At 52.0% G+C, this 23,268-nt stretch carries 18 protein-coding genes; 6 read left to right on the top strand and 12 right to left on the bottom strand.

The annotated features are described in order from the left end of the window. Position 1: 1 nt before the first annotated feature. The 4 genes from EC843_RS06220 to EC843_RS06235 form a co-directional block, all read right to left on the bottom strand. A complete protein-coding gene (locus EC843_RS06220; RefSeq protein WP_243739139.1) occupies positions 2-1,111 on the bottom strand; it encodes a PQQ-dependent sugar dehydrogenase in 1,110 nt (369 codons plus the stop codon). Between the two features lie 115 nt (positions 1,112-1,226). Then, positions 1,227-1,610: a biofilm formation regulator BssR gene (locus EC843_RS06225; protein WP_133521917.1), complete on the bottom strand. Its 384-nt coding sequence runs from the start codon at positions 1,608-1,610 to the stop codon at positions 1,227-1,229. Between the two features lie 143 nt (positions 1,611-1,753). Then, positions 1,754-2,971 carry a serine hydrolase domain-containing protein gene (locus EC843_RS06230; protein ID WP_208111310.1) on the bottom strand — a complete coding sequence of 406 codons (1,218 nt, stop codon included), beginning with the start codon at positions 2,969-2,971 and terminating at the stop codon, positions 1,754-1,756. Between the two features lie 3 nt (positions 2,972-2,974). Next, complete coding sequence (locus EC843_RS06235) at positions 2,975-3,280, bottom strand: hypothetical protein (protein WP_064545063.1); 306 nt, start codon at positions 3,278-3,280, stop codon at positions 2,975-2,977. A gap of 208 nt (positions 3,281-3,488) precedes the next feature. On the opposite strand from EC843_RS06235, the gene rimO reads away from it, so the two are divergent. Next, positions 3,489-4,802, top strand: a complete 1,314-nt coding sequence (gene rimO / locus EC843_RS06240; protein WP_064545060.1) for a 30S ribosomal protein S12 methylthiotransferase RimO — start codon at positions 3,489-3,491, stop codon at positions 4,800-4,802. Between the two features lie 41 nt (positions 4,803-4,843). On the opposite strand, the gene EC843_RS06245 is transcribed toward rimO, so the two are convergent. After that, entirely contained in the window at positions 4,844-6,223 is a 1,380-nt protein-coding gene (locus EC843_RS06245; protein WP_133521918.1) for an MFS transporter, read from the bottom strand. A gap of 23 nt (positions 6,224-6,246) precedes the next feature. Next, entirely contained in the window at positions 6,247-8,295 is a 2,049-nt protein-coding gene (locus EC843_RS06250; RefSeq protein WP_064545056.1) for a glycoside hydrolase family 31 protein, read from the bottom strand. A gap of 258 nt (positions 8,296-8,553) precedes the next feature. On the opposite strand from EC843_RS06250, the gene EC843_RS06255 reads away from it, so the two are divergent. Next, positions 8,554-9,558, top strand: a complete 1,005-nt coding sequence (locus tag EC843_RS06255; RefSeq protein ID WP_133521919.1) for a LacI family DNA-binding transcriptional regulator — start codon at positions 8,554-8,556, stop codon at positions 9,556-9,558. On the opposite strand, the gene gsiD is transcribed toward EC843_RS06255, so the two are convergent. From gsiD to iaaA, 5 genes are all read right to left on the bottom strand, one after another. After that, positions 9,555-10,466 carry a glutathione ABC transporter permease GsiD gene (gsiD, locus tag EC843_RS06260; RefSeq protein ID WP_064545052.1) on the bottom strand — a complete coding sequence of 304 codons (912 nt, stop codon included), beginning with the start codon at positions 10,464-10,466 and terminating at the stop codon, positions 9,555-9,557. The two genes, EC843_RS06255 and gsiD, sit on opposite strands and share 4 nt — an antisense overlap. A gap of 2 nt (positions 10,467-10,468) precedes the next feature. After that, the gene (gsiC, locus tag EC843_RS06265; protein WP_064545050.1) at positions 10,469-11,389 is read right to left on the bottom strand and encodes a glutathione ABC transporter permease GsiC; all 921 of its coding nucleotides are present in this window, start codon (positions 11,387-11,389) and stop codon (positions 10,469-10,471) included. A 114-nt stretch (positions 11,390-11,503) separates the two neighbouring features. Next, a complete protein-coding gene (gsiB, locus tag EC843_RS06270) occupies positions 11,504-13,045 on the bottom strand; it encodes a glutathione ABC transporter substrate-binding protein GsiB (protein ID WP_133521920.1) in 1,542 nt (513 codons plus the stop codon). A gap of 31 nt (positions 13,046-13,076) precedes the next feature. Next, positions 13,077-14,927, bottom strand: a complete 1,851-nt coding sequence (gene gsiA, locus EC843_RS06275; protein WP_133521921.1) for a glutathione ABC transporter ATP-binding protein GsiA — start codon at positions 14,925-14,927, stop codon at positions 13,077-13,079. Then, positions 14,927-15,880 (bottom strand): beta-aspartyl-peptidase, encoded by a 954-nt coding sequence (gene iaaA, locus EC843_RS06280; protein ID WP_133521922.1) that lies wholly within the window; start codon positions 15,878-15,880, stop codon positions 14,927-14,929. Before iaaA ends, gsiA begins: the two co-directional genes overlap by 1 nt. 256 nt (positions 15,881-16,136) lie before the next feature. Here iaaA and moeA point away from each other — a divergent pair, with 256 nt between their 5' ends. Continuing rightward, positions 16,137-17,369, top strand: coding sequence for a molybdopterin molybdotransferase MoeA (gene moeA / locus EC843_RS06285; RefSeq protein ID WP_133521923.1), 1,233 nt, complete (start codon positions 16,137-16,139; stop codon positions 17,367-17,369). A gap of 2 nt (positions 17,370-17,371) precedes the next feature. Continuing rightward, a complete protein-coding gene (gene moeB / locus EC843_RS06290) occupies positions 17,372-18,133 on the top strand; it encodes a molybdopterin-synthase adenylyltransferase MoeB (protein WP_133521924.1) in 762 nt (253 codons plus the stop codon). Here moeB and EC843_RS06295 read toward each other — a convergent pair. Then, positions 18,121-19,194 carry a LacI family DNA-binding transcriptional regulator gene (locus EC843_RS06295; RefSeq protein ID WP_133521925.1) on the bottom strand — a complete coding sequence of 358 codons (1,074 nt, stop codon included), beginning with the start codon at positions 19,192-19,194 and terminating at the stop codon, positions 18,121-18,123. The two genes, moeB and EC843_RS06295, sit on opposite strands and share 13 nt — an antisense overlap. A 296-nt stretch (positions 19,195-19,490) precedes the next feature. Between EC843_RS06295 and EC843_RS06300 the strand changes: the two genes are divergently transcribed. Then, entirely contained in the window at positions 19,491-20,792 is a 1,302-nt protein-coding gene (locus tag EC843_RS06300) for an MFS transporter (RefSeq protein WP_133521926.1), read from the top strand. A 17-nt stretch (positions 20,793-20,809) separates the two neighbouring features. Then, positions 20,810-23,173 (top strand): glycoside hydrolase family 31 protein, encoded by a 2,364-nt coding sequence (locus EC843_RS06305; protein WP_133521927.1) that lies wholly within the window; start codon positions 20,810-20,812, stop codon positions 23,171-23,173. Positions 23,174-23,268: the final 95 nt, after the last annotated feature.

Here is a 23,268-nt window from a genome sequence, read left to right on the forward strand (position 1 = left end):
ACTAGCCAGAGGGGCTGATTTTCAGTAATTGCCCGTCAGATTCGTCGGTCAGGACATACAGATAGCCGTCCGGGCCGACGCGCACATCGCGAATACGTTCACCCCGCTCATCCAGTAAACGCTGTTGATCGGTGACCTTGTCGCCAGAAAGCGTCAGTTCAATCAGGTTTTTCTCTTTTAGCGCACCGATAAACAGTTTCCCTTTCCACTGCGGAAATTTGTCGGCGTCGTAAAACGCCATGCCGCTCACCGCCGGAGAGACTTTCCAGTAATAAATTGGCTGTTCAGTACCGGCTACAATTCCTCCTTTGGCTTCAGGGATCGGCATTCCGCTGTAATTGATGCCCCAGGTTGCCAGCGGCCAGCCGTAATTTTTACCCGGTTTTGCCACGTTGACTTCGTCGCCACCGCGCGGGCCATGCTCGTTGAGCCACAATTCCCCATTGGCCGGATTAAACGCCATACCCTGTGGGTTGCGGTGCCCGTACGACCAGATTTCACTGCGCGCGCCTTGTTGACCGGCAAATGGGTTATCCGCTGGCACGTCGCCGTTTTGCGTCAGGCGCACCAGTTTGCCCTGCAACTTATCCAAATCCTGCGCCGTTGGCCGTTGGTTGTTTTCGCCCAATGCGATAAACAGATAGCCCTTGCCATCAAACGCCATGCGCCCGCCAAAGTGGTTGCCGGTCGACAGTTTCGGCATCTGACGGAACACCACTTTGAAGTTTTCCAGCCGCTGCATATTGCTGCTCAGCGTGCCGTAACCGACGGCAGTACCCGCCTGGTCATCACTGTTGGCTTCTGCAAAGCTCAGCCAGACGCGGCGGCTTTTTTCAAAGTCTGGCGCCAAAACCACATCCAGTAATCCCCCTTGTCCATGCGCCCAAACTTTGGGCACGCCAACAATCGGGTCACCTAAACCTTCGCCTGGTCGCCAGCGCCGTAATTGCCCATCACGCAGCGTTATCAGCATTCCTTGATTATTGGGCAGAAAAGCTAACGACCAGGGATGATCGAGCTTACTTTGTAGCACCTCCACTTTGGCCTCAGCGGCGAGGGCAACGCCTGCCCAAAGCAGTAAAGATGCGGCAATGAATGAGCGGAATGGCAACCGTGACATAGCTTGCTCCTTTGCGGATCTACCCGATAAGGTTAGCTTTGCAGAATTTCAGGGATGGGAGTTTTACAAAAACTTTACCAGAGGGGAGTCGCCTCCCCTCGAGGTTTCAACTTTCTACGGCCAGTTGGTGACTCATAATATCTTTCAGGCTGGCGGAAAGTTGTCGCAGGCAGTTTTCCAGTTTTTCAGCATCTATGGCGATATATTGCGGGCAGTCGTGACACCCTGTCATCAGGCAAACGGCGGCTGAAGATACCGCGCCAATTCCCTGATTGATGCTCGCCATTTCTGGTGCGGCAAGATGGGAATTGAGGCGTGAAGCCATCTCACGATACTCAGCAGACAAGTCGAACAAATTATCGCGTAAATGCCCAGTTTCAATCACAGACATATAGCCTTTTGCTTTTCTCATCAAGAGGTAAGCAGCGATGTCTATTTTGGCGATAATCATCTTTTTCAAGAGATCGTGTTTGAGTGATTCCCCATTCATACATTTACCCCCCGTGTGATTAGAATCTATAACACACAGTAATAGTATGGATAAATTTTAGGCAAACCAGTTTTATTTCCCCGTATTTCTTGATCCTCAGCAACAAATTTTACAAATAGTAATATCTACGTAGAAACAAGGTGTTACGAAGCAGTTACCCCGCGGCAAGTGGCGGCTTGATACTTTTCCTCAAACATTTGACGTAACACACTGTGTCCAAGGTTGTTTTGCCAGGTGAAGCTATTTTGTAACACCACCACCGCGAAATGATTCTGGCGATCAATACCGATGTAGCTGGAATAACCACCGATATATCCGACCTGATAAGTGATGGCTTGTTCGCCGTAGGTGTCCGTTACCCAGGCGATATTAGCCGCTTCTTTGTCACGCGGGTAATAGGTTTGCATCGTGTCTTGAATGGCTTTATCCAGTGTGGCATCGCCGGTGCTGGCAAGATGTGCGCTGGCAAAAGTCAGTAAATCGGCGGTGTCGGTATACAAACCGCCTGCACCGAGCATATTGCCGGTGAACTGCCAGTCAGGTACCACTTGCCCACGGGGAATAAACTTCGGCTGGCTTCCGGCATGCCCGATGGCGCGCTGCGGGTAACTTTTCAGTTTTTGCGGGGTAAAGCTACTATTGCGCATCCCTAATGGATCGAAAATCAGCGTTTGCACCAGTTGGTCGGCGCGCTGGCCGGTTTGATAACGCAACACATAATCCAGCACCGCATAGCCGAGGTTGGAATATAGAGGCCCGGTGCTGCCTGGTTTTGAAAAATCAGCCAGATCGGCCACTACTTCGTCGCTATCGAGATGTGCGTAAAAATTCTCACCGTTTCCCAGATAACGAATAAAAGCCGTCAGCATCGGCAAATCCATATTTTGCCGTGGCAAGCCGGAGGTATGGGTCACCAGTTGCAGCAAGGTGATTTGCTTCGCATCGGCACTTAATGGCACCGACGGCGGCATTAAGGTTTCCAGCGTATCAGACCAATGCAGGCGCCCCTGCGCCACTAATACCGCGGTCGCTTCGGCGGTCATGCCTTTACTGAGGGAACCGACGGCAAATAACGTCTGTTCATTGACGGGATGGTGGTGTTTCGTATCGGTGACACCAAATTGCCAGTAGTGACGTTGGTTATTGGCGTCAATCACCCCAACCACCATCGCCGGCGACTGCTGTTCAACCAGAGCGGGCAGCCACTGGTTAATATCGTGATTTGCAGGCGAACCGCAAGCACGTTGCGCCTTTTGCGGCACTTCCGCCTCAGGAGCAACGTTCGACAGCGTGCCACACCCCGCCAGCATAAAACCGAGCAGCAGCGTACTCAGACGCGTCAGGTGACGGGGTGAATTCATTTATTAATTCGCCGCAACACAAGGTTTGGCATCAAGACCAATCAGCATGGTGCGGTTTTCGCCAACTTTCTTCAGGCCGAAGTTACTGCTGTGATAGCGATAAAACGCCTGCCCGTTAGTCATATTTTGATAGGAGTAACGGTTGCCGTTATACCAGGCGTAGTCGCCATCGATAGCCAGTTTTTCGCCGCCGCAAACAAACTTCTGCGCAGTTGCCGGTGGGGTGTTAAGTGGCGTAGGAATAATGTTGCAGGCAGTGGTCGCCAGGACAGCAATTAGCATCCCGGAAAGGGCTAAAATCTTAGGCATTAGGGATTCTCTGGTTGAACGGGACGTTACAATTAAGTTAAGCGGGGAGATAATAGAGCCTGCGTCCTGGCTAAGCAAAAGCTAAGGCATGTCGATTAGTCTGAATTTGATCCTGCGTCACTTTAAAAACAACCAGTAGAGCCATACCGAAAACCCGTGTAGAATCGCCCGGTTTTTATTTTCTGTTTACTTTGTGAGCGTGACCTGTATGCAACAACCCCGTATTGGCTTTGTCTCCCTCGGCTGCCCAAAAAACCTCGTTGATTCTGAACGAATTCTAACTGAGCTGCGCACCGAAGGTTACGATGTAGTGCCTAGCTATGATGATGCCGATATGGTTATCGTTAACACCTGTGGCTTTATCGACAGTGCCGTACAAGAGTCGCTCGAAGCGATCGGCGAAGCGCTGAACGAAAATGGCAAAGTGATTGTGACCGGCTGTTTAGGGGCCAAAGAAGACCAAATCCGCCAGGTGCACCCTAAAGTTCTGGAAATCACCGGCCCGCATAGCTACGAGCAAGTTTTGCAGCACGTTCACCACTATGTGCCGAAACCAAAACATAACCCGTTCCTGAGCCTGGTGCCGGAACAAGGCGTGAAACTGACCCCGCGTCACTACGCGTACCTGAAAATTTCTGAAGGCTGCAACCACCGTTGTACTTTCTGCATCATCCCTTCGATGCGTGGCGATCTCGACAGCCGTCCAATTGGCGATGTGTTGTCCGAAGCTAAACGTCTGGTTGATGCCGGTGTGAAAGAGTTGCTGGTCATCTCACAAGATACCTCTGCTTACGGCGTTGATGTTAAACACCGCACCGGTTTCTACAACGGCGAGCCGGTGAAAACCAGCATGGTTAGCCTGTGCGAGCAGCTTTCCAAACTGGGCGTGTGGACACGTCTGCACTATGTTTATCCGTATCCGCACGTTGATGATGTGATCCCGTTGATGGCCGAAGGCAAGATCCTGCCGTATCTGGATATTCCTTTGCAGCACGCCAGCCCGCGCATTCTGAAGCTGATGAAGCGCCCAGGCAGCGTGGATCGTCAGTTGCAGCGCATTAAGCAATGGCGTGAGATCTGCCCGGATCTGACGCTGCGTTCCACCTTCATTGTCGGCTTCCCTGGCGAAACTGAAGAAGACTTCCAGATGCTGCTCGACTTCCTGAAAGAAGCCCGTCTGGATCGTGTCGGTTGCTTCAAGTTCAGCCCGGTAGAAGGTGCGACCGCTAACGAACTGGCCGATCCGGTGCCGGAAGACGTGAAAGAAGAGCGCTGGAACCGCTTCATGCAGCTGCAACAGCAGATTTCTGCTGAACGTCTGCAAGAAAAAGTGGGCCGTGAGATTCTGGTGATCGTTGATGAAGTTGACGAAGAAGGCGCGATTGGCCGCAGCATGGCAGACGCTCCAGAAATCGACGGTGCGGTTTATCTGAATGGCGAAACCAAATTGAAACCAGGTGATGTCGTGCGCGTGAAAGTGGAAAACGCAGACGAATATGACCTGTGGGGTTCAGTGGTTTAATCCTTCAAAAGAGCCTTTCCTGTTTGGAAAGGCTCTTTACTTTAACGACCTAATTCCTGCTCCATTTGTGCGACCATTTTATTATCAATCCTGAAAAACCACACCGTCGCTGCCAGCAATAAATGCAGCACACCGGGTATCGCAGTGGAAAGCATCGTGATCCCCGCTAAAGACAATGGTGTCTGGTTTTCCATACCGGAACGGTAAGCCACGACGGTCAGTACAACGCTGACGATAACCCCTGCTACTGCCCATGCCAGCTTGACAAAAAATAGGTTAAACGCAAAGTTCATGCCCGATGAACGGCGGCCTGACTTCCATTCGCCATACGTATCAGCAAAGGTCACAAGGGTAAAGTGCATCGGTAAAATAAGACCCACCACGACACAACAAACAAAGACTAAAACCAGCCACACTGTGGTCGCTGTCCCGGGAACAAACCAAACTGCGAAGTGAGCGAGTGCCAGAACCATATTCACCCAGAAATAGAGGGTTTTAATCTCAAAACTGCGCGTCAAATATTGCACCAGAATTGAACCTGTAATTCCTCCCAACGTCGCCATGCCAAAAAATAACGAGGTATAGGTCGCATCACCATGCAGTACATAAGTAATGAAATACATGGCGACCCCACCCTTAGTGTTAAAGATGCTGATGATCAGTAACGACATCACAAAGGTCAGTAAAAGCTGATCGTTACGCCGGATACTTTTCAGGCTTTCACGCAGGTTAAACGTATGATTGTTTCGAGCCACTACTCGCTCTTTCACACCATAAAAGCACAGTAGAAACATCGCGATGGCTAAACATGCCAGAACGCCTACACCATACTGATATCCCCGAACCGCATTCCCCTTGCCAAAGTAATCCACCATAATCGGCAAACCAACCGAGACGGCGAAACCCGCCACGCCACACAACGCAAAACGCCAGGACTGGCATGAAACAAGCTCCAGCGGATTAGTGGTGATTTTGGTGATCAATGCGCAATAAGGCACGTTGTTGAGGGAATAAAGCACCGAGAGCGCAAAGTAGGTCACAACGGCGTAAAGCACCTTCCAGTGATAAGCCAAATCCGGAACGCTAAAAGTCAGAAATGCAATCAGTCCTAATGGAATGGCTGTCCAGAGTATAAACGGCCGGAACTGCCCCATTTTGGTCGAGGAGCGGTCAGCAATAACCCCGATCAGTGGATCAGAAATAGCGTCAATCACACGTAGCACCAGGAATAGTGTTCCCACCACCGCCGGTGTTAACCCAAAAATATCGGTATAAAAGAAGGTTAAAAAGTTCGAGATAAGTCCGGTAATAATCGTGCCACCAGCATCTCCCAAGCCGTAACCTATCTTTTCACTTACTGAAAGTTTTGCCAGCCCAACTGGGTGACTGGCCACACCCAAATCATTAGATATTCCACTCATCATGCTCTCCCTATTTACCCGTGTCAGAATGGGCGAATCAGCCGCAGAACCTCTGCGCCATCACGTACCAGCAAAGGTAACGTTTCGAGTGGTGCGGCAACGCTGATAAACCGGCCGCCCTCATGGCGGTCACCCGAAACCACGTCAACCCACACCGTGTTACCCGGTAACCAGACACGACGTTGCCTCTCCCCTGCGTTAACCACTGGCGCAACAAGAACGTCTTCGCCAAATAGATATTGGTCGGTTATCTGCCAGGCTTGCTCATCCTCGGGATAGTGATAAAACAGCGGGCGCATTAACGGCTCGCCTGTCTCATGGGCTTGCTGCATGAGTTTGCGTAGATACGGCCGCAGCCTTTCTCGTAGCGTTGCGTAACGGCTGAGAATTGCAAAGGTGGATTCACCAAAACTCCATAGCTCGTTGCCGGCTCCGGTGTTGCATTGTGCGATACCGTCGCGGTAAGGGATTTCTGGCTCAGTAATGGGGTCGCGGTGTCCATGCATGCGCAGCACCGGGCTGAATACCGCCCACTGGAACCAGCGTATTAACAACTCATGAAATGCGGGATCGCTGACATCACCGCCATGGAATCCACCAATATCAGTGGTCCACCACGGGATACCCGCCATGCCCATGCTTAACCCAGCGCAGAGTTGGTTACGCATCGACTCAAATGATGAGTGGATATCGCCAGACCAAACCAAGGCACCGTAGCGCTGGCTACCGGCCCATGCGCAGCGCACCAGGCTTACCGGATTACTCTGCCCCGCTTCGCGCAGACCGTCGTAAAAAGCCTCGGTATAATGCAGTGGATAGATATTGCCCGTTTCGAGGGTATTACCTATGTGATAACGATAGTTATCAAAATCATAGACACCATATTCTGGCTCAGCCTCATCAAGCCAGAATAGGTTTACGCCATTGTCAAAATAGTTCCTCTTACAGACATCCCAGACGAACTGGCGAGTCTCAGGATTCGTAGGGTCGATAAAGCGGCTATTACCTAAAAAATCGAAGTTGATGTTTAGCCCTTTGCGGGTATTCACCAGCAAGCCCTGCTCGTTCATCGCAGGATAATTTTCACTTTTCACATCTACCGTCGGCCAGACTGAAACCATCAATTCCGTACCCATATCCTTGAGTTCTGCGGTCATCGCAGCGGGATCGGGCCATTCCCGTGAATCAAATTTCCAGTCGCCCTGCACCGGCCAATGGAAGAAATCGGCGACAATCACCGCCAGAGGAATACCGCGATCACGATACTCACGTGCCACACTCAGCAACTCATGCTGGGTGCGATAACGTAATTTGGATTGCCACAGACCCAGGGCAAATTCGGGCATCAAAGGGGGTTTACCGGTGGCGTTCGCATAGTTTCTGATGATTTGCGCAGGGGTATCACCTGCCGTTATCCAGTAATCAATATGCGATGCGGCCTGAGCATGCCAGCGCGTTTCGTTATTCGCAAAAATAACTTCGCCTACCGCGGGGTTATTCCATAAAAAACCATATCCCAGACTCGAGACCATAAAGGGCACACTGGCCTGAGAATTTCGCTGAGCTAATTCAATAGCACAGCCTTTTAAATTAATAAAAGGCTGCTGATACTGTCCCATCCCACACATTTTTTCATTTGGATTAGCTTCAAACCTGACATTTATTTCCATTGCATTTCCAGCTAATGGTTTCATTTCCCGGCCAGATATTTTTAATGCGCTGACTTTATTTTTTGATTGATGGCCCTCATCCCAAAAATGCTCTCCATTGTCTCTTTGCCGCCATAATTCTTCCAGTAAACACTCTTTTTTCTGATTATAAAAAGCAATCCGTCCTTGCTGGTCAACAGATGCGCTGATATTCCCATTAATCAGCGTCAGACTTGTATCATCTCGTTCAAACCGCACAGTAATATCGGGTTGTTCCAGCAAAGCCCAACCCGGAATTTCACTACTATCAGGTTGAATACCTGAAATAATTCTTAAACTATCTTTACCCCAAGGAAAAATGGAAAGGTAATAACCATTCCATGACCAATACAGTGAGTTATCTTTAATTTGTAGGGTGTTCATCATGACCTCATTTTATTTATTGGAAGTTATAATTATTTTTCCGGAAACGTTTCCGATAATGGTTAACATTAAGCAGCAAGTCAATGAAGGAACTAACCCAATAAGTAAAAGGATCTGAGAGTTGTGATCTCGTGTTTATTATTCAAATATCCCCAGGTCAACCGTGATATATTTATGCGGCAGTCATCCCAAATGGTAAAACTTAGCAGAGTAAAATATAGATATGGCGTAATCGTCCATGTGTGGGAAAAGGAATAGATGAATATCAAAGAGTTGGCAAAAATACTGGATCTCTCCATTGCCACCGTTTCAAGAGCACTAAATAGCCACCCTGAAGTCAGTATGGCAACGCAAAAGCGCGTACTTGAGGCGGCAAATTTCTATGGTTATCGGCCCAATGCTGCGGGCAGAAATCTGCGCAAGGGTAAGGTCAACACCGTTGCGCTCCTGCTACCATCGGGTGAACGGGACAACTTCTACACGGCCTCTTTTTTCATGCGCGTTGCTGCGGGTCTGCAAACCCGCCTGCGCCTGCAGGACATCGACACCATCCTGCACCTGGCACTGGACGATGCAGATGAAAAACTGTGGCTACAAAAAATTGTTGAGCAACGCAAAGCCGACGCCGTCATACTGACCAACACTCAAATCAACGATCCTCGTATTGAGTATTTGCATAAAAATAATTTCCCGTTTGCCACGCTTGGACGCAGCTCTACCCTGAATGGCCAATTCAACTGGGTAGATCTGGATTTTGCCACGGTGGCAAAAGAAGCGGTGCAACAGGGAAAAATGGCGGGATATCAAAATATTGCGCTGGTCACGTTGGAAAAATCGAGTGCGCAGGGAGCAATCTTCACGCAGGCCTGGCGCGAAGCCTTACGCCAGCAAAACCTGAAAGTGAATGAAGAATATCTCTTCCGGGGTGAAATCAGTGAGGCGTCCGGTTTCGAGGCGCTGCGTTATTTCCACCAGCTACCCATCCCTCCTGATTACATCATCTTTCTTAGCGACTTACAGATGCTAGGAGCAAGCTTTTATACCCGGCAACAGCGCTGTCACTACCCGTTCTTTGCCGGAGTTTTTAGCAGCGATATCTCATCATTTCTGCCGATAAAACCTACGGGTTTTGACGTCCCTTTCAGGGTGATAGGTGAAGATTTGGCAACCGCTATTCTCAATGCCATGCAGGGCGAACAACCTCCGGTGCATTCCTTACCAGAGTTATGCCTTGTCACCCGACGGGAACACAAAATGGGTTAACCTTTTATCTTGGGATCCAGCGCGTCGCGCAGCCCATCTCCCAGTAAATTAAACGCCAGCACCGTCAGGAAAATCGCCAGACTCGGGAAAATTGCCACATGTGGGGCAATCACCATATCGGCGCGTGCTTCGTTTAACATCGCGCCCCACTCTGGTGTTGGTGGCTGTGCGCCTAACCCTAAGAACGACAGACTCGCCGCGGAAATGATCGATGTGCCAATACGCATCGTGAAATAGACCACTATCGACGAAACCGTCCCCGGTAAAATATGGCGGAAGATAATCGTCGCATCCGAGGCGCCAATACTGCGTGCCGATTCAATAAAGGTTTGGTGTTTTAGCACCAGCGTATTGCCGCGCACCAGGCGGGCAAAAGCAGGAATACTAAAAATCGCCACCGCGATTATCACGTTCGACATGCCGGTACCCATTACTGCCACTACTGCAATCGCCAGTAAGATCCCAGGGAAGGCGAACAACACGTCACAAATACGCATAATGACGCGATCCCACCAGCCTTCGTAATATCCCGCCAGCAGGCCGCAAACGGTGCCAATTACCGCGCCGATCAACACCGAGAACACCCCTGCCGCCAGCGAGATTTGCGCTCCCACCAGCACGCGGCTGAAAATATCGCGCCCTAACGAATCTACGCCAAACCAGTGCACTATCGACGGCCCTTCGTTGAGCCGATCGTAATCAAAATAGTTTTCCGCATCGAACGGAGAAATCCACGGCGCGATAAGCGCGATAGCAACCAAAAACAGCACGAAAGCCCCGGCAAACATCGCCACCGGCTGCTTGCGCAAACGGCGCAGAAATTCGTGCCACGGGGTGCGCACTTGATTGGGCCGAACTATCGGCATCGCGTTCAGTACCGCCTGGCGTCGCCAGTTAAAGAGTCGCATCCTTACTTGTACCTGATAGCTGGGTTAATGGCGGCATACAGCAAATCCACCACTAAGTTGATGACAATAAATTCCAGCGAGAACAGCAACACTTCCGCCTGAATCACCGGGTAGTCGCGCATCTCGACCGAATCCACCAGCAAGCGCCCAAGCCCCGGCCAGTTAAACACTTTTTCGACCACAATTGAGCCACCGAGCAGGAAGCCAAACTGTAGCCCCATCATGGTAATCACGGGGATCATCGCGTTGCGTAGCCCATGTTTGAGAACTATCAGTGTTTCGCTGACCCCTTTAGCACGCGCGGTGCGCATGTAATCTTCTTGCAGCACATCGACGAAGGAAGCACGGGTGAAACGAGCCATCACTGCCGCCACTGCCGCGCCAAGCGTGACAGACGGCAGAATGTAGTGCTGCCAGCTATCGGCCCCTACCGTCGGCAACCAGCCCAGTTCTACGGAGAAAACCTGCATCAGCAGCATGCCGAGTGCGAAGGCCGGGAAAGAGATACCGGAAACCGCAATCGTCATACTCAGTCTGTCCGGCCAGCGATTACGCCAGACGGCAGAAATAATGCCAGTGAACAGTCCGAAAATGACCGCCCACCCCATGCTGGTGAGCGTGAGCCAGAATGTTGGCATAAAGCGGCTGGCGATCTCTTCGGAAACCGGACGGCGCGACACCATCGAGATGCCAAAATCGCCCTGCAAAATGTTGCCGATGTAGTGTAAGAATTGCTGCCAGAGCGGTAAATCCAGGCCTAACTGTTTGCGCACCATATCGATAACGGTGGCGTCTGCATCAGGCCCGGCGATTAACCGCGCCGGGTCACCTGGCAGCATATGGACGAACAGAAACACCAGCACCGCGACAATCAGCAATGTGGGGATCAGGCCCAGTAGGCGTTTGAGGAAATAGTTAAACATTGTCCCCCCTCAACCTAACCCTCTCCCCCAGGAGAGGGGATTGGATCGCGTGTCGTTCCCCCTCTCCCTCAGGGAGAGGGTCGGGGTGAGGGTGAAAACACGCCACCAAAATCATCACTCTTTCAAATCCGCATCATCAAAACTAAACCCGGCATCCGGCATCACATAAAAACCGCTGAGGTTTTTGCTGTGCGCAGAAACCAGTTTTTCAACCACCAGTGGCACCCACGGATTTTCCTTCCAGATAGTGTCCTGCGCGTCTTTATACAGTTTCGCTTTTTCATCACGGTTGGTGGTTTTCAGCGCGTCCGTCAGGTCTTTATCCACTTGCGGATTGCTGTAGAACGCGGTGTTAAACAGCGTTGGTGGCCAGTTAGATGAGGCAAACAACGGCGACAATGCCCAGTCAGCTTCGCCAGTCGAGGCCGACCAACCGGTGTAGAACATTCTCACACCGCTCTCTTTTTGCCCTTTGCCTTCCACTTCAGCAGCTCGTTGCCCGGCATCCATCGCGGTAACCTTCACTTTGATGCCCACTTGCGCCAGTTGCTGCTGAGTGAACTGCAACACTTTCTGCGCGGTACTGTGGTTATGAGACGACCATAAAGTGGTTTCGAAACCGTTCGGATAGCCTGCTTCTTTCAGCAATGCACGCGCTTTGGCCGGGTCATACGGCCACGGTTTGTAAATTTGTGCGAAGTCGATAGACGGCGGTACCACGCCTTCCGCTGGTGTCGCATACCCGGCAAATGCCACTTTCACCAGCGCCTGGCGGTTAATCGCATAGTTAATAGCTTCACGCACCTTCGGGTTATCAAACGGCTTTTGCGTCACGTTCATGCTGAGGTAACGCTGCATGATGGAAGGCGAAGCCACCAGTTCCAGCTTGTCGTTTTTCGCAAGCACCCCTGCCTGTTCGTAAGGAATTGGGAAGGCAAATTGCGCCTCGCCGGTTTGCAGCATGGCCGCGCGGGTATTGTTATCCACCACCGGGCGCCAGGTGATGGTGTCGAGTTTAGGTAAACCCTGTTTCCAGTAACCGTCGAACTTCTTGACCTTCACAAAATCGGTCTGGTTCCAGGTGTCCAGTTGATATGGGCCAGTGCCGACCGGATGGAAACCAATCTCTTTGCCATATTTTTTCAGTGCCGTCGGGGAAATCATCGCCGTTGCCGGATGGGCCAGAATATTGATAAACGCCGAGAATGGCTGTTTGAGGGTGATTTTTACCGTACTGGCGTCAACCGCTTCGGTCTTAGCAATCGCTTTATACAGGTTGTAGCGCTTGAGGTGGTTTTCCGGATTGCTGGCGCGATCAAGGTTGGCCTTCACCGCTTCGGCGTTGAAATCGGTGCCATCCTGGAATTTAACCCCCGAGTGCAGTTTGATGGTGTAAACCAGCCCGTCGTCAGAAACGGTATAGCTTTCCGCCAGCACGTTTTGCAGTTTCATCTCTTTATCCAGACCAAACAGCCCCTGATAAAACGACTTTGCCACCGCCTGCGACAGCGTATCGTTGGCATCATACGGGTCAAGCGTGGTGAAATTGGATGCCACAGCAACAACGACATCTTTTGCAGCGAATGCCGGAGCGGCAATCACGCTGGTTGCCAGACCTGCGGCCACTAGCCACTTGGTACTTTTTAATACGGTCATGAAGTTCTCCTGATTATCCCTGCCAAAAATATCACTGTGACCGGGCAACAAAGTGCCCTGGTCCAACATTCACAAGCGTTGCAACATGCGGTTCAAACCCCAGTTTGTGCGTGCTACTGGGGATGTCATCGGAAAGCAAAACAGGTTTAGGCCGACGGTGCGCGGGGTCGGCAACCGGTACAGCAGCCATGAGTTTGCGGGTATACGGGTGCTGCGGGTTTTCAAACACCGCGCGACGCGGGCCGATTTCGACAATTTGCCCGAGATACATCACCGCCACGCGATGACAAATGCGCTCAACTACCGCCATGTCATGGGAAATAAACAAAAAGGCGATGCCAAACTCACGCTGTAAATCGAGTAGCAAGTTGATGATTTGCGCACGAATAGAGACATCCAGTGCCGAGACAGACTCATCGGCAATCACCACTTTCGGATTGAGTGCCAGTGCGCGCGCAATGCAGATACGCTGTCGCTGGCCGCCGGAAAACTCATGGGGATAACGCCACGCATGTTCGGGCTGCAATCCCACGCGTTCGAGTAACCACGCCACGCGTTGTTGCGCCTGCGCTGTGGACATCACGTTATGAACCAGCAACGGTTCCATAATCGAATAACCCACCGTCAGACGCGGGTCGAGCGAGGCATAAGGATCCTGGAAAATAAACTGGATGTCTTTGCGCACATGCTGCATGTCGGCATTGGAGAGCGTGTCGATACGTTGGCCGTTGAAATGAATGCTGCCACCCTGAGTTTCTACCAGCCGCAACAGCGCCCGTCCGGTGGTGGATTTGCCACTGCCTGACTCTCCCACCAGCCCCAGCGTTTCGCCAGGCCATAAGTCAAAACTCACTTTTTCTACTGCGTATACGCGACTGGTGACGCGGTTGAAAATGCCACTGCGAATATCAAAACGCGTCACCAGGTCGCGCACTTGCAGCACCGGCACCGCGCCAGGCGTAATAGTGTCTTGTTCGGTTTCAGGTTCTGTACGGTCAGGATGTTCTGGATTCACCAGCGGGAATTTGCGCGGTAAATCACGGCCATTCATCGCCCCAAGACGCGGCACCGCAGCCAATAGCGTTTTGGTGTAAGGATGAACAGGCGCGTTAAAGATCTGTTCCACGCTGCCTGTTTCGACGGCCACGCCTCGATACATTACCAGCACGCGGTCGGCCATATCGGCCACCACGCCCATATCGTGGGTGATAAATATCACGCCCATATGCATTTCATCTTGCAGCACGCGGATAAGCTGGAGGATTTGCGCCTGAATCGTCACGTCCAGCGCGGTGGTCGGTTCATCGGCAATCAGCACCGCCGGACGACAAGAGAGTGCCATCGCTATCATCACGCGTTGGCGCATGCCACCAGAAAGCTGATGCGGATAACGCCCCAAAATAGCTTTTGCTTCCGGAATGCGTACCCGTTCGAGCATGCGCCTGGCCTCTTCCATCGCCGCCTGTTTATCCAGCCCCTGATGCAGGCGGATAGATTCGGCAATTTGTTCACCCACCGGAAATACCGGGTTGAGCGACGTCATCGGCTCCTGGAATATCATGGCGATATCCGCGCCGCGCACATGGCGCATTTGCGATGTACTCAGCGTCGCCGGTTCAATCACCTCACCGTTGCGGCGACGCAGCAAAATTTTTTCGCTTTCAACAATGCTCGCGGTCTTTTCCAGCAGGCGCATTAAGGCTAGCGCTGTGACTGATTTCCCAGAGCCGGACTCCCCGACAATCGCCAGTGTTTCGCCGCGCTTTAGCACAAACGACAAATCGGACACCGCCTGGGTGTCGGCATTTTCCTGGCGAAAACGAACGTTCAGTCGGCTAACAGACAGCACTTCGTCGTCGGGCAGTTCGTGACTATGGGGCATCAATGCTCCTGGCTGTGATAAATTCCGACGTTTGGGGCGTCCCCGACATAACCGTAGCCGCGGTACATCCCTTCACTATTAAATGGCAACGCCACATTGCCTTCGTTATCGATAGCAATCACCCCGCCACTGCCTTGCAGCGCCGGAAGTTTTTCCATCACTACGCGTTCTGTCGCTTGTTGCAGACTCAGCCCGCCATATTCCATCAACGCTGCAATATCGTAGGCCGCAAGCGTTTTCATAAATACTTCGCCAGTTCCGGTACAAGAGACGGCCACATTGGCGTTATTGGCATAGCAACCCGCACCGATAATCGGTGAATCGCCTACGCGGCCTGGCATTTTGTTGGTCATCCCGCCCGTAGAGGTTGCGGCGGCCAAATTGCCATATTGATCGAGTGCCACGGCTCCGACCGTGCCAAATTTGGTATCTGAATTGATCGGCTCGTCACCATCGTGATCAAGCACGGTTTGCTGGCTGGTTCGGGCACGTTGTAGTTGATCCCAGCGTTCCTGAGTGAAAAAGATGTCCGGCGAAACAGGCTCAAGGCCTTGTTGCTGTGCAAAGTTTTCTGCACCGCGCCCAATCAACAGCACATGTGGGCTGTGTTCCAGCACCTGGCGCGCTGCCAGAACGGGGTTGCGAATATGGCTGACACCCGCCACGGCACCCGCTTCGAGGGTGTTGCCATCCATGATGCAGGCGTCCAGTTCATGGGTGCCGTCGTGGGTAAAGACGGCGCCGATACCGGCGTTAAACAACGGGCATTCTTCGAGCAAGCGCACCGCTTCGGTGACGGCGTCTAACGCGCTGCCGCCCGCACCCAGCACGGACTGGCCCACCTCAACGATTTCCGATAAAGCTTTAATATATAGCAGCTCTTTTTCAGGGCTGAGTTGTGCACGAGTAATGGCTCCCGCGCCACCGTGAATCGCGATTACTGCTTTGCTCATTTCGACATTGCCTTGTCAGAGTTCGTTATATTGTCGGAGTCCGTTGTGTGGTCAGATGACGCTGCGCTTATCCGACCAGGGAAAGCTATAAATATCAGATAAATTGAATCGCTATGAGACGATTTTTGAATATAGAAAGATGTAAATGTGATGTAAAGGAAAATGCCGAATTCGATTACTCCCAATGGAACATTCAGCACCAGGCATTTCTCTGACATAATGTTCGCCATATTTTTCCCGCGTTGCAGGAGCTTTCATGGAATTTACCGCCGGTCTTATCCCCCTCGAAACCGCAATGGAACAGATGTTGTCGCGTATTGTTCCTGTCACCGAATCTGAGTCCATCCCTTTGCTGAAGGCTGCCGGGCGCATTACCTCGCACCCTGTCACTTCACCAATTGATGTCCCGGGGTTTGATAACTCTGCAATGGATGGCTACGCGGTACGCCTGAAAGATTTGGCGTTAGGTACGGCATTGCCGGTGGCGGGAAAAGCTTTCGCTGGTCAACCTTTTAGCGGTGAATGGCCGGAGGCAACCTGCATTCGCATTATGACCGGTGCACCGGTGCCAGCAGGTACCGACGCGGTGGTGATGCAGGAAGAAACCACCGTCACCGAAAGCGGCGTGCGTTTTAACGAAGCCGTGAAAAACGGGCAAAACGTTCGCCTGCGTGGCGAAGATATTCGCCAGGGCGCGAGCGTGCTACCTGCGGGTAAAAAACTGACTGCCGCGGAATTACCTCTAATTGCCTCACTGGGTATCGCCGAAGTCGCGGTGCTACGCGCGATTCGCGTCGCCGTGTTCTCAACCGGTGATGAACTGCAACTGCCAGGCACTCCGCTTGGCGAAGGGCAAATTTACGACACCAACCGCCTGGCGGTGCATATCATGCTTGAGCAATTAGGTTGCGAGGTCATTGATTTAGGGATTATCCGTGATGATCCTGAAACTCTGCGAGCGGCATTTATTGAAGCTGACAGCCAGGCCGATGTGGTGATCAGCAGCGGCGGCGTGTCGGTCGGTGAAGCGGATTACACTAAACAGTTGCTTGAAGAACTCGGTGAAGTTGGTTTCTGGAAACTGGCAATTAAACCAGGTAAACCGTTTGCCTTTGGTCGCCTGAAAAACAGCTGGTTCTGCGGCCTGCCGGGTAATCCAGTTTCCGCGGCACTAACCTTCTACCAATTGGTTCAGCCGCTGTTAGCCAAAGTAAGCGGCCAGCAAGGTCATGCCCTACCATCACGCCAGCGTGTTCGTACCGTCGGCCGCCTGAAAAAATCCCCCGGCCGCCTCGATTTCCAGCGTGGCATTATGCGTACCGGTGAAGATGGGCAATTAGAAGTATTGAGCACTGGCCATCAGGGTTCACATATTTTCAGCTCATTTAGCCAGGCCAACTGTTTTATCGTACTGGAGCTTGAGCGCGGTAACGTTGAGGCGGGTGACTGGGTTGACGTTGAGCCATTTAATCATCTGTTTGGGGGCTAACCATGAGCGCTGAACTGAGCGATCAAGAAATGATGCGCTACAACCGGCAAATTATTTTGCGTGGTTTTGATTTTGACGGCCAGGAAGCGTTGAAAGCCGCGCGTGTTTTGATTGTTGGGCTCGGCGGTCTCGGTTGCGCCAGCGCGCCGTATCTGGCGTCGGCAGGTGTCGGCCACCTGACATTGTTAGATTTTGATACTGTGGCGCTGTCTAATTTGCAGCGCCAGACCCTGCACCGCGATGCCACAATTGGGCAGCTAAAAGTCGACTCTGCACGCAATGCGCTGGCCGCAATCAACCCGCATATTCAGATTGAAACGGTTAATGCGCTGCTTGATGAAGCGCAGCTGCTGGAGTTAGTAGCGAAGCACGATCTGGTACTGGATTGCACTGATAACGTGGCGATTCGCAATCAGCTCAATCAGTGTTGTTTTACGCTGAAAAAACCGCTGGTTTCCGCTGCGGCCATTCGTATGGAAGGGCAAATCAGCGTTTTCACTTATCAGGATGGCGAACCGTGTTACCGCTGCCTGAGCCGCCTGTTTGGCGACAACGCGCTCACCTGTGTTGAAGCGGGTGTGATGGCACCGTTAGTCGGCGTTATTGGTTCTTTACAAGCGATGGAAGCCATCAAACTGCTGGCGCATTACGGCACGCCGGCCAGCGGGAAAATCGTGATGTACGATGCGATGACTTGCCAGTTCCGCGAGATGAAACTGCCGCGCAATCCGCAATGCGAGGTGTGCGGCACTCACTCGTCATAAAGCCCTACGCTACTGACCGCCGTGTGACTCTTGTGTGGGCGAATGCGGCGCACCGATTCACGCACCACCAGCATGCCGTTAAGCAGTAAATTCCCCACTGGCGCATCCGGGCGTATTAAACGTTGCTGGAGAATATGCACCGCTTCCTCACCCAACTGGTCACGCGGGACATGCACCGAAGTTAACGGTACATCGTGGATAGCTGCCAGGTTAAAACCATCGATGCTCATCACTGAAATATCATGCGGTACGCGCAAACCCGCGTTTTGCAGCGCACTGACCACTCCTGCCGCCATAAAATCACCACCCACCAAAAAAGCCGTGGGTAACTGCTGGCGCGGCGTGTTTTCCAGAAATTCGCTGATTAACTTTTCACTCTCTTTGGAGCTGAAACTTTGCGCGGTAATCAGGTGGCGTGCGTCATCAAATTGCAGGTTGCTGGCCTCCCAGGCGTCGCGAATACCGGCAAGACGCAACTCCATGGTATAGCGCCGTAAGCACAGCAAAGTGACGATCTCTTTATGGCCCTGTTCAAACAGATAACTCGCGGCAAAGTCGCCAATTAACTGGTGATCCGGTGCCACTCCCGGCAAACGCATTTTGCGGTCACGGCAGTTGATCAACACGCAAGGCTTACCGAGATCGACTGCCAGATCGTGAATGTGCGGATCGTCAATGCCCAGTAAGATCGCCGCTTCCGTTTCTGGCTCATTCATTTTGCTCAGGAACATGTTGGCGTCGCTGTCGTTTTCTTCCAGCGCGCAGTAACGCAGCCGCACTTCATGGGGTATCAGCGCCTTGCTCAGCCCCTGGGTGACGCGATAATAAAAAACGTCAGATCGCTCATCAAATGCACGCTGCGGCGCAAAAACGACCAGGCTGTTAAGTAACATACGCCCCGCCGCCATGCCCTCAAGCACGCCTTTTCGCTCGGCGCAGTTGAGCACCTGTTGCCGGGCCAGTTCGCTGGTATTCGATTTCCCGGCCAGCACGCGGGAAACCGTACTGATGGAGAGCCCTGTTTCTGCTGCAATTTCAGTGATTTTTAGCTTTTTACTCATTATGTGATCTATGCCCATTTTGGCAATGAAAAAATTTTCACGACAAATTGTAGGGCTTTATTACTGGTTTTTTCGTTATCGAACGCACGTAATTGGCTTTCAAATGAAAATTTTTGCACCGAAGTCGCTATTGCGAATGTTCTTGCTGCTCTACGCTTTCTCCATTGCCGAGATTGAACCTGCTATTTCTTGGCAAGCATTCATTAAAATAATTATTAATCAATGAGATACAAATTTATTCAATCAATGAATGGATAAATTTTTCCGATAGATACAGCTGCTTCGTGGAGAACGACATGAGTCATGGCATTAATCCGGGTGTCACTGCCGTAAAGGGCAGGCGCACCATCCGCAACCTGCGTTGGTGGGTTCTGGTGCTGTTCTTGTTAGGCGTTACCGTTAACTACATTACCCGGAACTCACTGGGTATTTTGGCTCCAGAGCTGAAAACCAGTCTTGGTATTACCACTGAACAATATTCCTGGATTGTCGCTTCATTCCAGCTTGCTTATACCCTCTTCCAACCGATTTGTGGCTGGCTGATTGACGTAATCGGCCTCAAGCTGGGCTTCTTAATTTGCGCAGGTCTTTGGGCGATAGTGTGCATCATGCACGCAGGTGCCGGAAGCTGGCTGCATCTGGCTATTTTGCGCTTCTTTATGGGAGGTGCTGAAGCTGCGGCAACCCCGGCTAACGCCAAAACGATTGGCGAATGGTTCCCGAAAAAAGAGCGCCCTATTGCTGCGGGTTGGGCAGGCGTTGGTTTCTCGATTGGTGCCATGCTGGCACCGCCAATTGTCTATTTTGCGCATGCCTCTTTCGGCTGGCAGGGCGCGTTTATGTTCACCGGCGTGTTAGCCATGTTGTGGGTTATTTTGTGGTGGATGTTCTATCACAACCCGGAACAGCACCCGAACCTCAGCAAAGAAGAACTGGAGTTCATCAAACAAGATAACGAACCTGCTGCGGTGAAACTGCCTTTCCTGACTGCACTGAAAACCGTCGGCAAAAACAAGCGTTTCTACGGTATTGCTATCCCTGCTTTTATGGCCGAACCGGCATGGGCGGTGTTGAGCTTCTGGGTTCCGCTGTATCTGGCAAATGAACGTGGAATGGATCTCAAACAAATTGCCATGTTCGCCTGGCTGCCGTTCCTCGCCGCCGACCTCGGCAGCGTGGCAAGTGGCTATCTGACCAAGCTTTATACCCGCTGGTTTGGTTACTCACGAACCAACTCCATCGTCGCCAGTTCGGTGACCGGGGCTTTCCTGATGATCTCGCTGGCACTGGTTGCCATCACTAAAGATCCGTACGTCACCATTGCATTGATTTCGATTGGTGGCTTCGGGCACCAGATTATTTCCTGCATGTTGAGTGCGCTGGTTGTGGACTCCTTTGATAAAGGCCAGATGGCGACGGTTAACGGCATGCGCGGTTCTGCGGCCTGGATCGCCAGCTTCTTATTCTCACTGTTGATTGGCGTCACCGCCGACAAAATTGGCTACAACCCGCTGTTTATCGCCATGGGCTTCTTTGACCTGATTGGCGCTGTATTCCTGGTTTCTTTTATTGCTGAACGCCGCACTAAGCGCGCCTGATAGATGGATTGTGAACGATGAAAACGTTGAAAACCTGGACACTATTAAAATCTGATGCCAACCACGTTGAGTTAAGCGTGGATGGGAAACATCGCCTGAATTTGTTCGTGTTGGAGCAAGGCATGTTCCGCGTGCTGATTAAGCGCGAAAACAAACTGGCACTGAACCGCACCTGGAGCATTGCGCCAGAAAGTGATGTGCCGTGGGAAGGCCGCGACCGTGAAAGCCTGCAAGGTTTCGCTCTGCCTGGTTTCACGGTAGAAGAATTAGATGACACTCTGCGCATCAGCACCGATAAACTGCGCGTCACTGTTCACCAGCCGCTGTGGCTGGAGTGGGAATATCTGAATCAGGATTCCCAGTGGCAATTGCTGGCAAGCGACCGCCCAACCAGCGCTTATCTGCTGAACGCCCATGGCGATGGCGTGGCGCATTATCAGCGCCGCTTCAAAGAAGAACGTTATTACGGCCTGGGCGAAAAAGCTGGCCCGTTGCAGCGTACCGGTAAACGCTACGAAATGCGTAACCTGGATGCGATGGGTTACAACGCGGAATCCACTGACCCGCTGTACAAGCATATTCCGTTTACCATCACGCGCCGCCCGGACGTGAGCTTCGGGATGTTTTACGACAACCTGAGCTGCTGCTGGCTGGATTTGGGTAACGAAATCGACAACTACCACCTGCCCTACCGCCGCTGGCAGGCAGAATCAGGCGATGTCGATTATTACCTGTTCCTCGGCCCGCAGGTTTTAGACGTCACCAAAGCGTTTGTGCGCCTGACCGGTAAAACGCTGTTTGGCCCGAAATGGAGCCTCGGCTACAGCGGTTCAACCATGCATTACACCGACGCACCGGATGCGCAAAACCAGCTGATGAGCTTTATAAAACTGTGCGACGAACACGCGATCCCATGCGATTCGTTCCAGTTGTCATCGGGCTACACTTCCATCAAAAACAAGCGTTATGTGTTCAACTGGAACTACGACAAAGTGCCGCAACCAAAAGTGATGAGCCAGGCATTCCACGATGCGGGCATCAAACTGGCGGCGAACATTAAGCCGTGCCTGTTGCAGGATCATCCTCGTTATCAGGAAGTGGTTGAGCAAGGTCTGTTTATTAAAGATTCCGAGCAAGATAGCCCGGAACGCTCGATCTTCTGGGACGATGAAGGTTCACACCTCGATTTCACCAACCCGGCAACGGTCAAATGGTGGCAAAACGGCGTCACTACGCAACTGCTGGAAATGGGTATCGACTCCACCTGGAACGATAACAACGAATACGAAGTGTGGGATGGCGAAGCACGTTGCTACGGCTTTGGCCAGGAAATCGCCATCAAAAATATTCGCCCAGTCATGCCGCTGTTGATGATGCGTGCCTCACTCGAAGCACAACAAGCCTTTGCACCGGAAAAACGCCCGTATTTGATTTCGCGTTCAGGTTGCGCCGGGATGCAGCGTTACGTGCAAACCTGGAGCGGCGATAACCGCACCAACTGGAATACGCTGCGCTACAACACTCGTATGGGCGTGGGCATGAGCCTGTCAGGTTTGTATAACGTCGGGCATGACGTCGGCGGTTTCTCTGGCGACAAACCAGATGCCGAGCTGTTTGTCCGTTGGGTACAAAATGGCGTGATGCACCCGCGCTTCACCATTCACTCATGGAATGATGACCAGACTGTCAACGAGCCGTGGATGTACGCAAGTGTGACTCCGGCAATCCGTAGCGCGATTGAAACACGCTATCGCCTGCTACCGTATTTCTACACGCTGCTGTGGCAAGCCCATGCTGACGACGAACCGATGCTGCGCTCCACCTTCCTTGATCATGAGCACGACGCGAAAACCTTCGAAGAGTGTGATGACTTTATGCTGGGCCGTGATTTGCTGGTCGCAAGTGTGGTGGAAGAAGGCCAACGCGAGCGCGAAATCTGGCTGCCAGAAAACGGCGCGGGTTGGTACGATTACTACACCGGCCAGTGGTATAGCGGCGGCCAGACAATTGTGGTTGATGCTCCGCTCGAACGCCTGCCGCTGCTGGTGCGCGCCGGTGCTGCCCTGCCGCACTCTGCACGCATTACGCATGTGTTAGCGAGCGCTGATAATGTGCGCGAGTTGAAAGTGTATCCGTTGCAAGGGACTGGCGTTTCACACGGCAGCCTGTTTGAAGACGACGGCGAGTCATGGGGTTATCAGCAAGGTAATGCGTTGTGGCTGAGCTGGGAAATTCGCTGTACGGCAGATGAGATTCATGTGTCGTTTAGCCGTAAAGGGGATTATCAACCGGCATGGAGCGAGATGAAGTTGACGCTTCCTGCTGGGGAAAAACGCCGTTTGGTTGTTGATGGCATTGAGCAGGATTTATTGAAGATTTAAGATATAAAAAAACCGCCGAAAGGCGGTTTAAAAATGCTGACGAAGCTATTTCGTAGGTCGGATAAGCGCAGCGTCATCCGACAATCAGGTACAAA

The organism is Buttiauxella sp. JUb87, from assembly GCF_004361975.1.
Taxonomy (GTDB): Bacteria; Pseudomonadota; Gammaproteobacteria; order Enterobacterales; family Enterobacteriaceae; genus Buttiauxella; species Buttiauxella ferragutiae.

Excerpts from the sequence above, each read along its gene's own strand:
- EC843_RS06225 (WP_133521917.1), bottom strand. The coding sequence starts at position 1,610 with ATGAATGGGGAATCACTCAAACACGATCTCTTGAAAAAGATGATTATC.
- EC843_RS06230 (WP_208111310.1), bottom strand. The coding sequence starts at position 2,971 with ATGAATTCACCCCGTCACCTGACGCGTCTGAGTACGCTGCTGCTCGGT.
- EC843_RS06235 (WP_064545063.1), bottom strand. The coding sequence starts at position 3,280 with ATGCCTAAGATTTTAGCCCTTTCCGGGATGCTAATTGCTGTCCTGGCG.
- rimO (WP_064545060.1), top strand. The coding sequence starts at position 3,489 with ATGCAACAACCCCGTATTGGCTTTGTCTCCCTCGGCTGCCCAAAAAAC.
- EC843_RS06245 (WP_133521918.1), bottom strand. The coding sequence starts at position 6,223 with ATGAGTGGAATATCTAATGATTTGGGTGTGGCCAGTCACCCAGTTGGG.
- EC843_RS06250 (WP_064545056.1), bottom strand. The coding sequence starts at position 8,295 with ATGAACACCCTACAAATTAAAGATAACTCACTGTATTGGTCATGGAAT.
- EC843_RS06255 (WP_133521919.1), top strand. The coding sequence starts at position 8,554 with ATGAATATCAAAGAGTTGGCAAAAATACTGGATCTCTCCATTGCCACC.
- gsiD (WP_064545052.1), bottom strand. The coding sequence starts at position 10,466 with ATGCGACTCTTTAACTGGCGACGCCAGGCGGTACTGAACGCGATGCCG.
- gsiC (WP_064545050.1), bottom strand. The coding sequence starts at position 11,389 with ATGTTTAACTATTTCCTCAAACGCCTACTGGGCCTGATCCCCACATTG.
- gsiB (WP_133521920.1), bottom strand. The coding sequence starts at position 13,045 with ATGACCGTATTAAAAAGTACCAAGTGGCTAGTGGCCGCAGGTCTGGCA.
- gsiA (WP_133521921.1), bottom strand. The coding sequence starts at position 14,927 with ATGCCCCATAGTCACGAACTGCCCGACGACGAAGTGCTGTCTGTTAGC.
- iaaA (WP_133521922.1), bottom strand. The coding sequence starts at position 15,880 with ATGAGCAAAGCAGTAATCGCGATTCACGGTGGCGCGGGAGCCATTACT.
- moeA (WP_133521923.1), top strand. The coding sequence starts at position 16,137 with ATGGAATTTACCGCCGGTCTTATCCCCCTCGAAACCGCAATGGAACAG.
- moeB (WP_133521924.1), top strand. The coding sequence starts at position 17,372 with ATGAGCGCTGAACTGAGCGATCAAGAAATGATGCGCTACAACCGGCAA.
- EC843_RS06295 (WP_133521925.1), bottom strand. The coding sequence starts at position 19,194 with ATGAGTAAAAAGCTAAAAATCACTGAAATTGCAGCAGAAACAGGGCTC.
- EC843_RS06300 (WP_133521926.1), top strand. The coding sequence starts at position 19,491 with ATGAGTCATGGCATTAATCCGGGTGTCACTGCCGTAAAGGGCAGGCGC.
- EC843_RS06305 (WP_133521927.1), top strand. The coding sequence starts at position 20,810 with ATGAAAACGTTGAAAACCTGGACACTATTAAAATCTGATGCCAACCAC.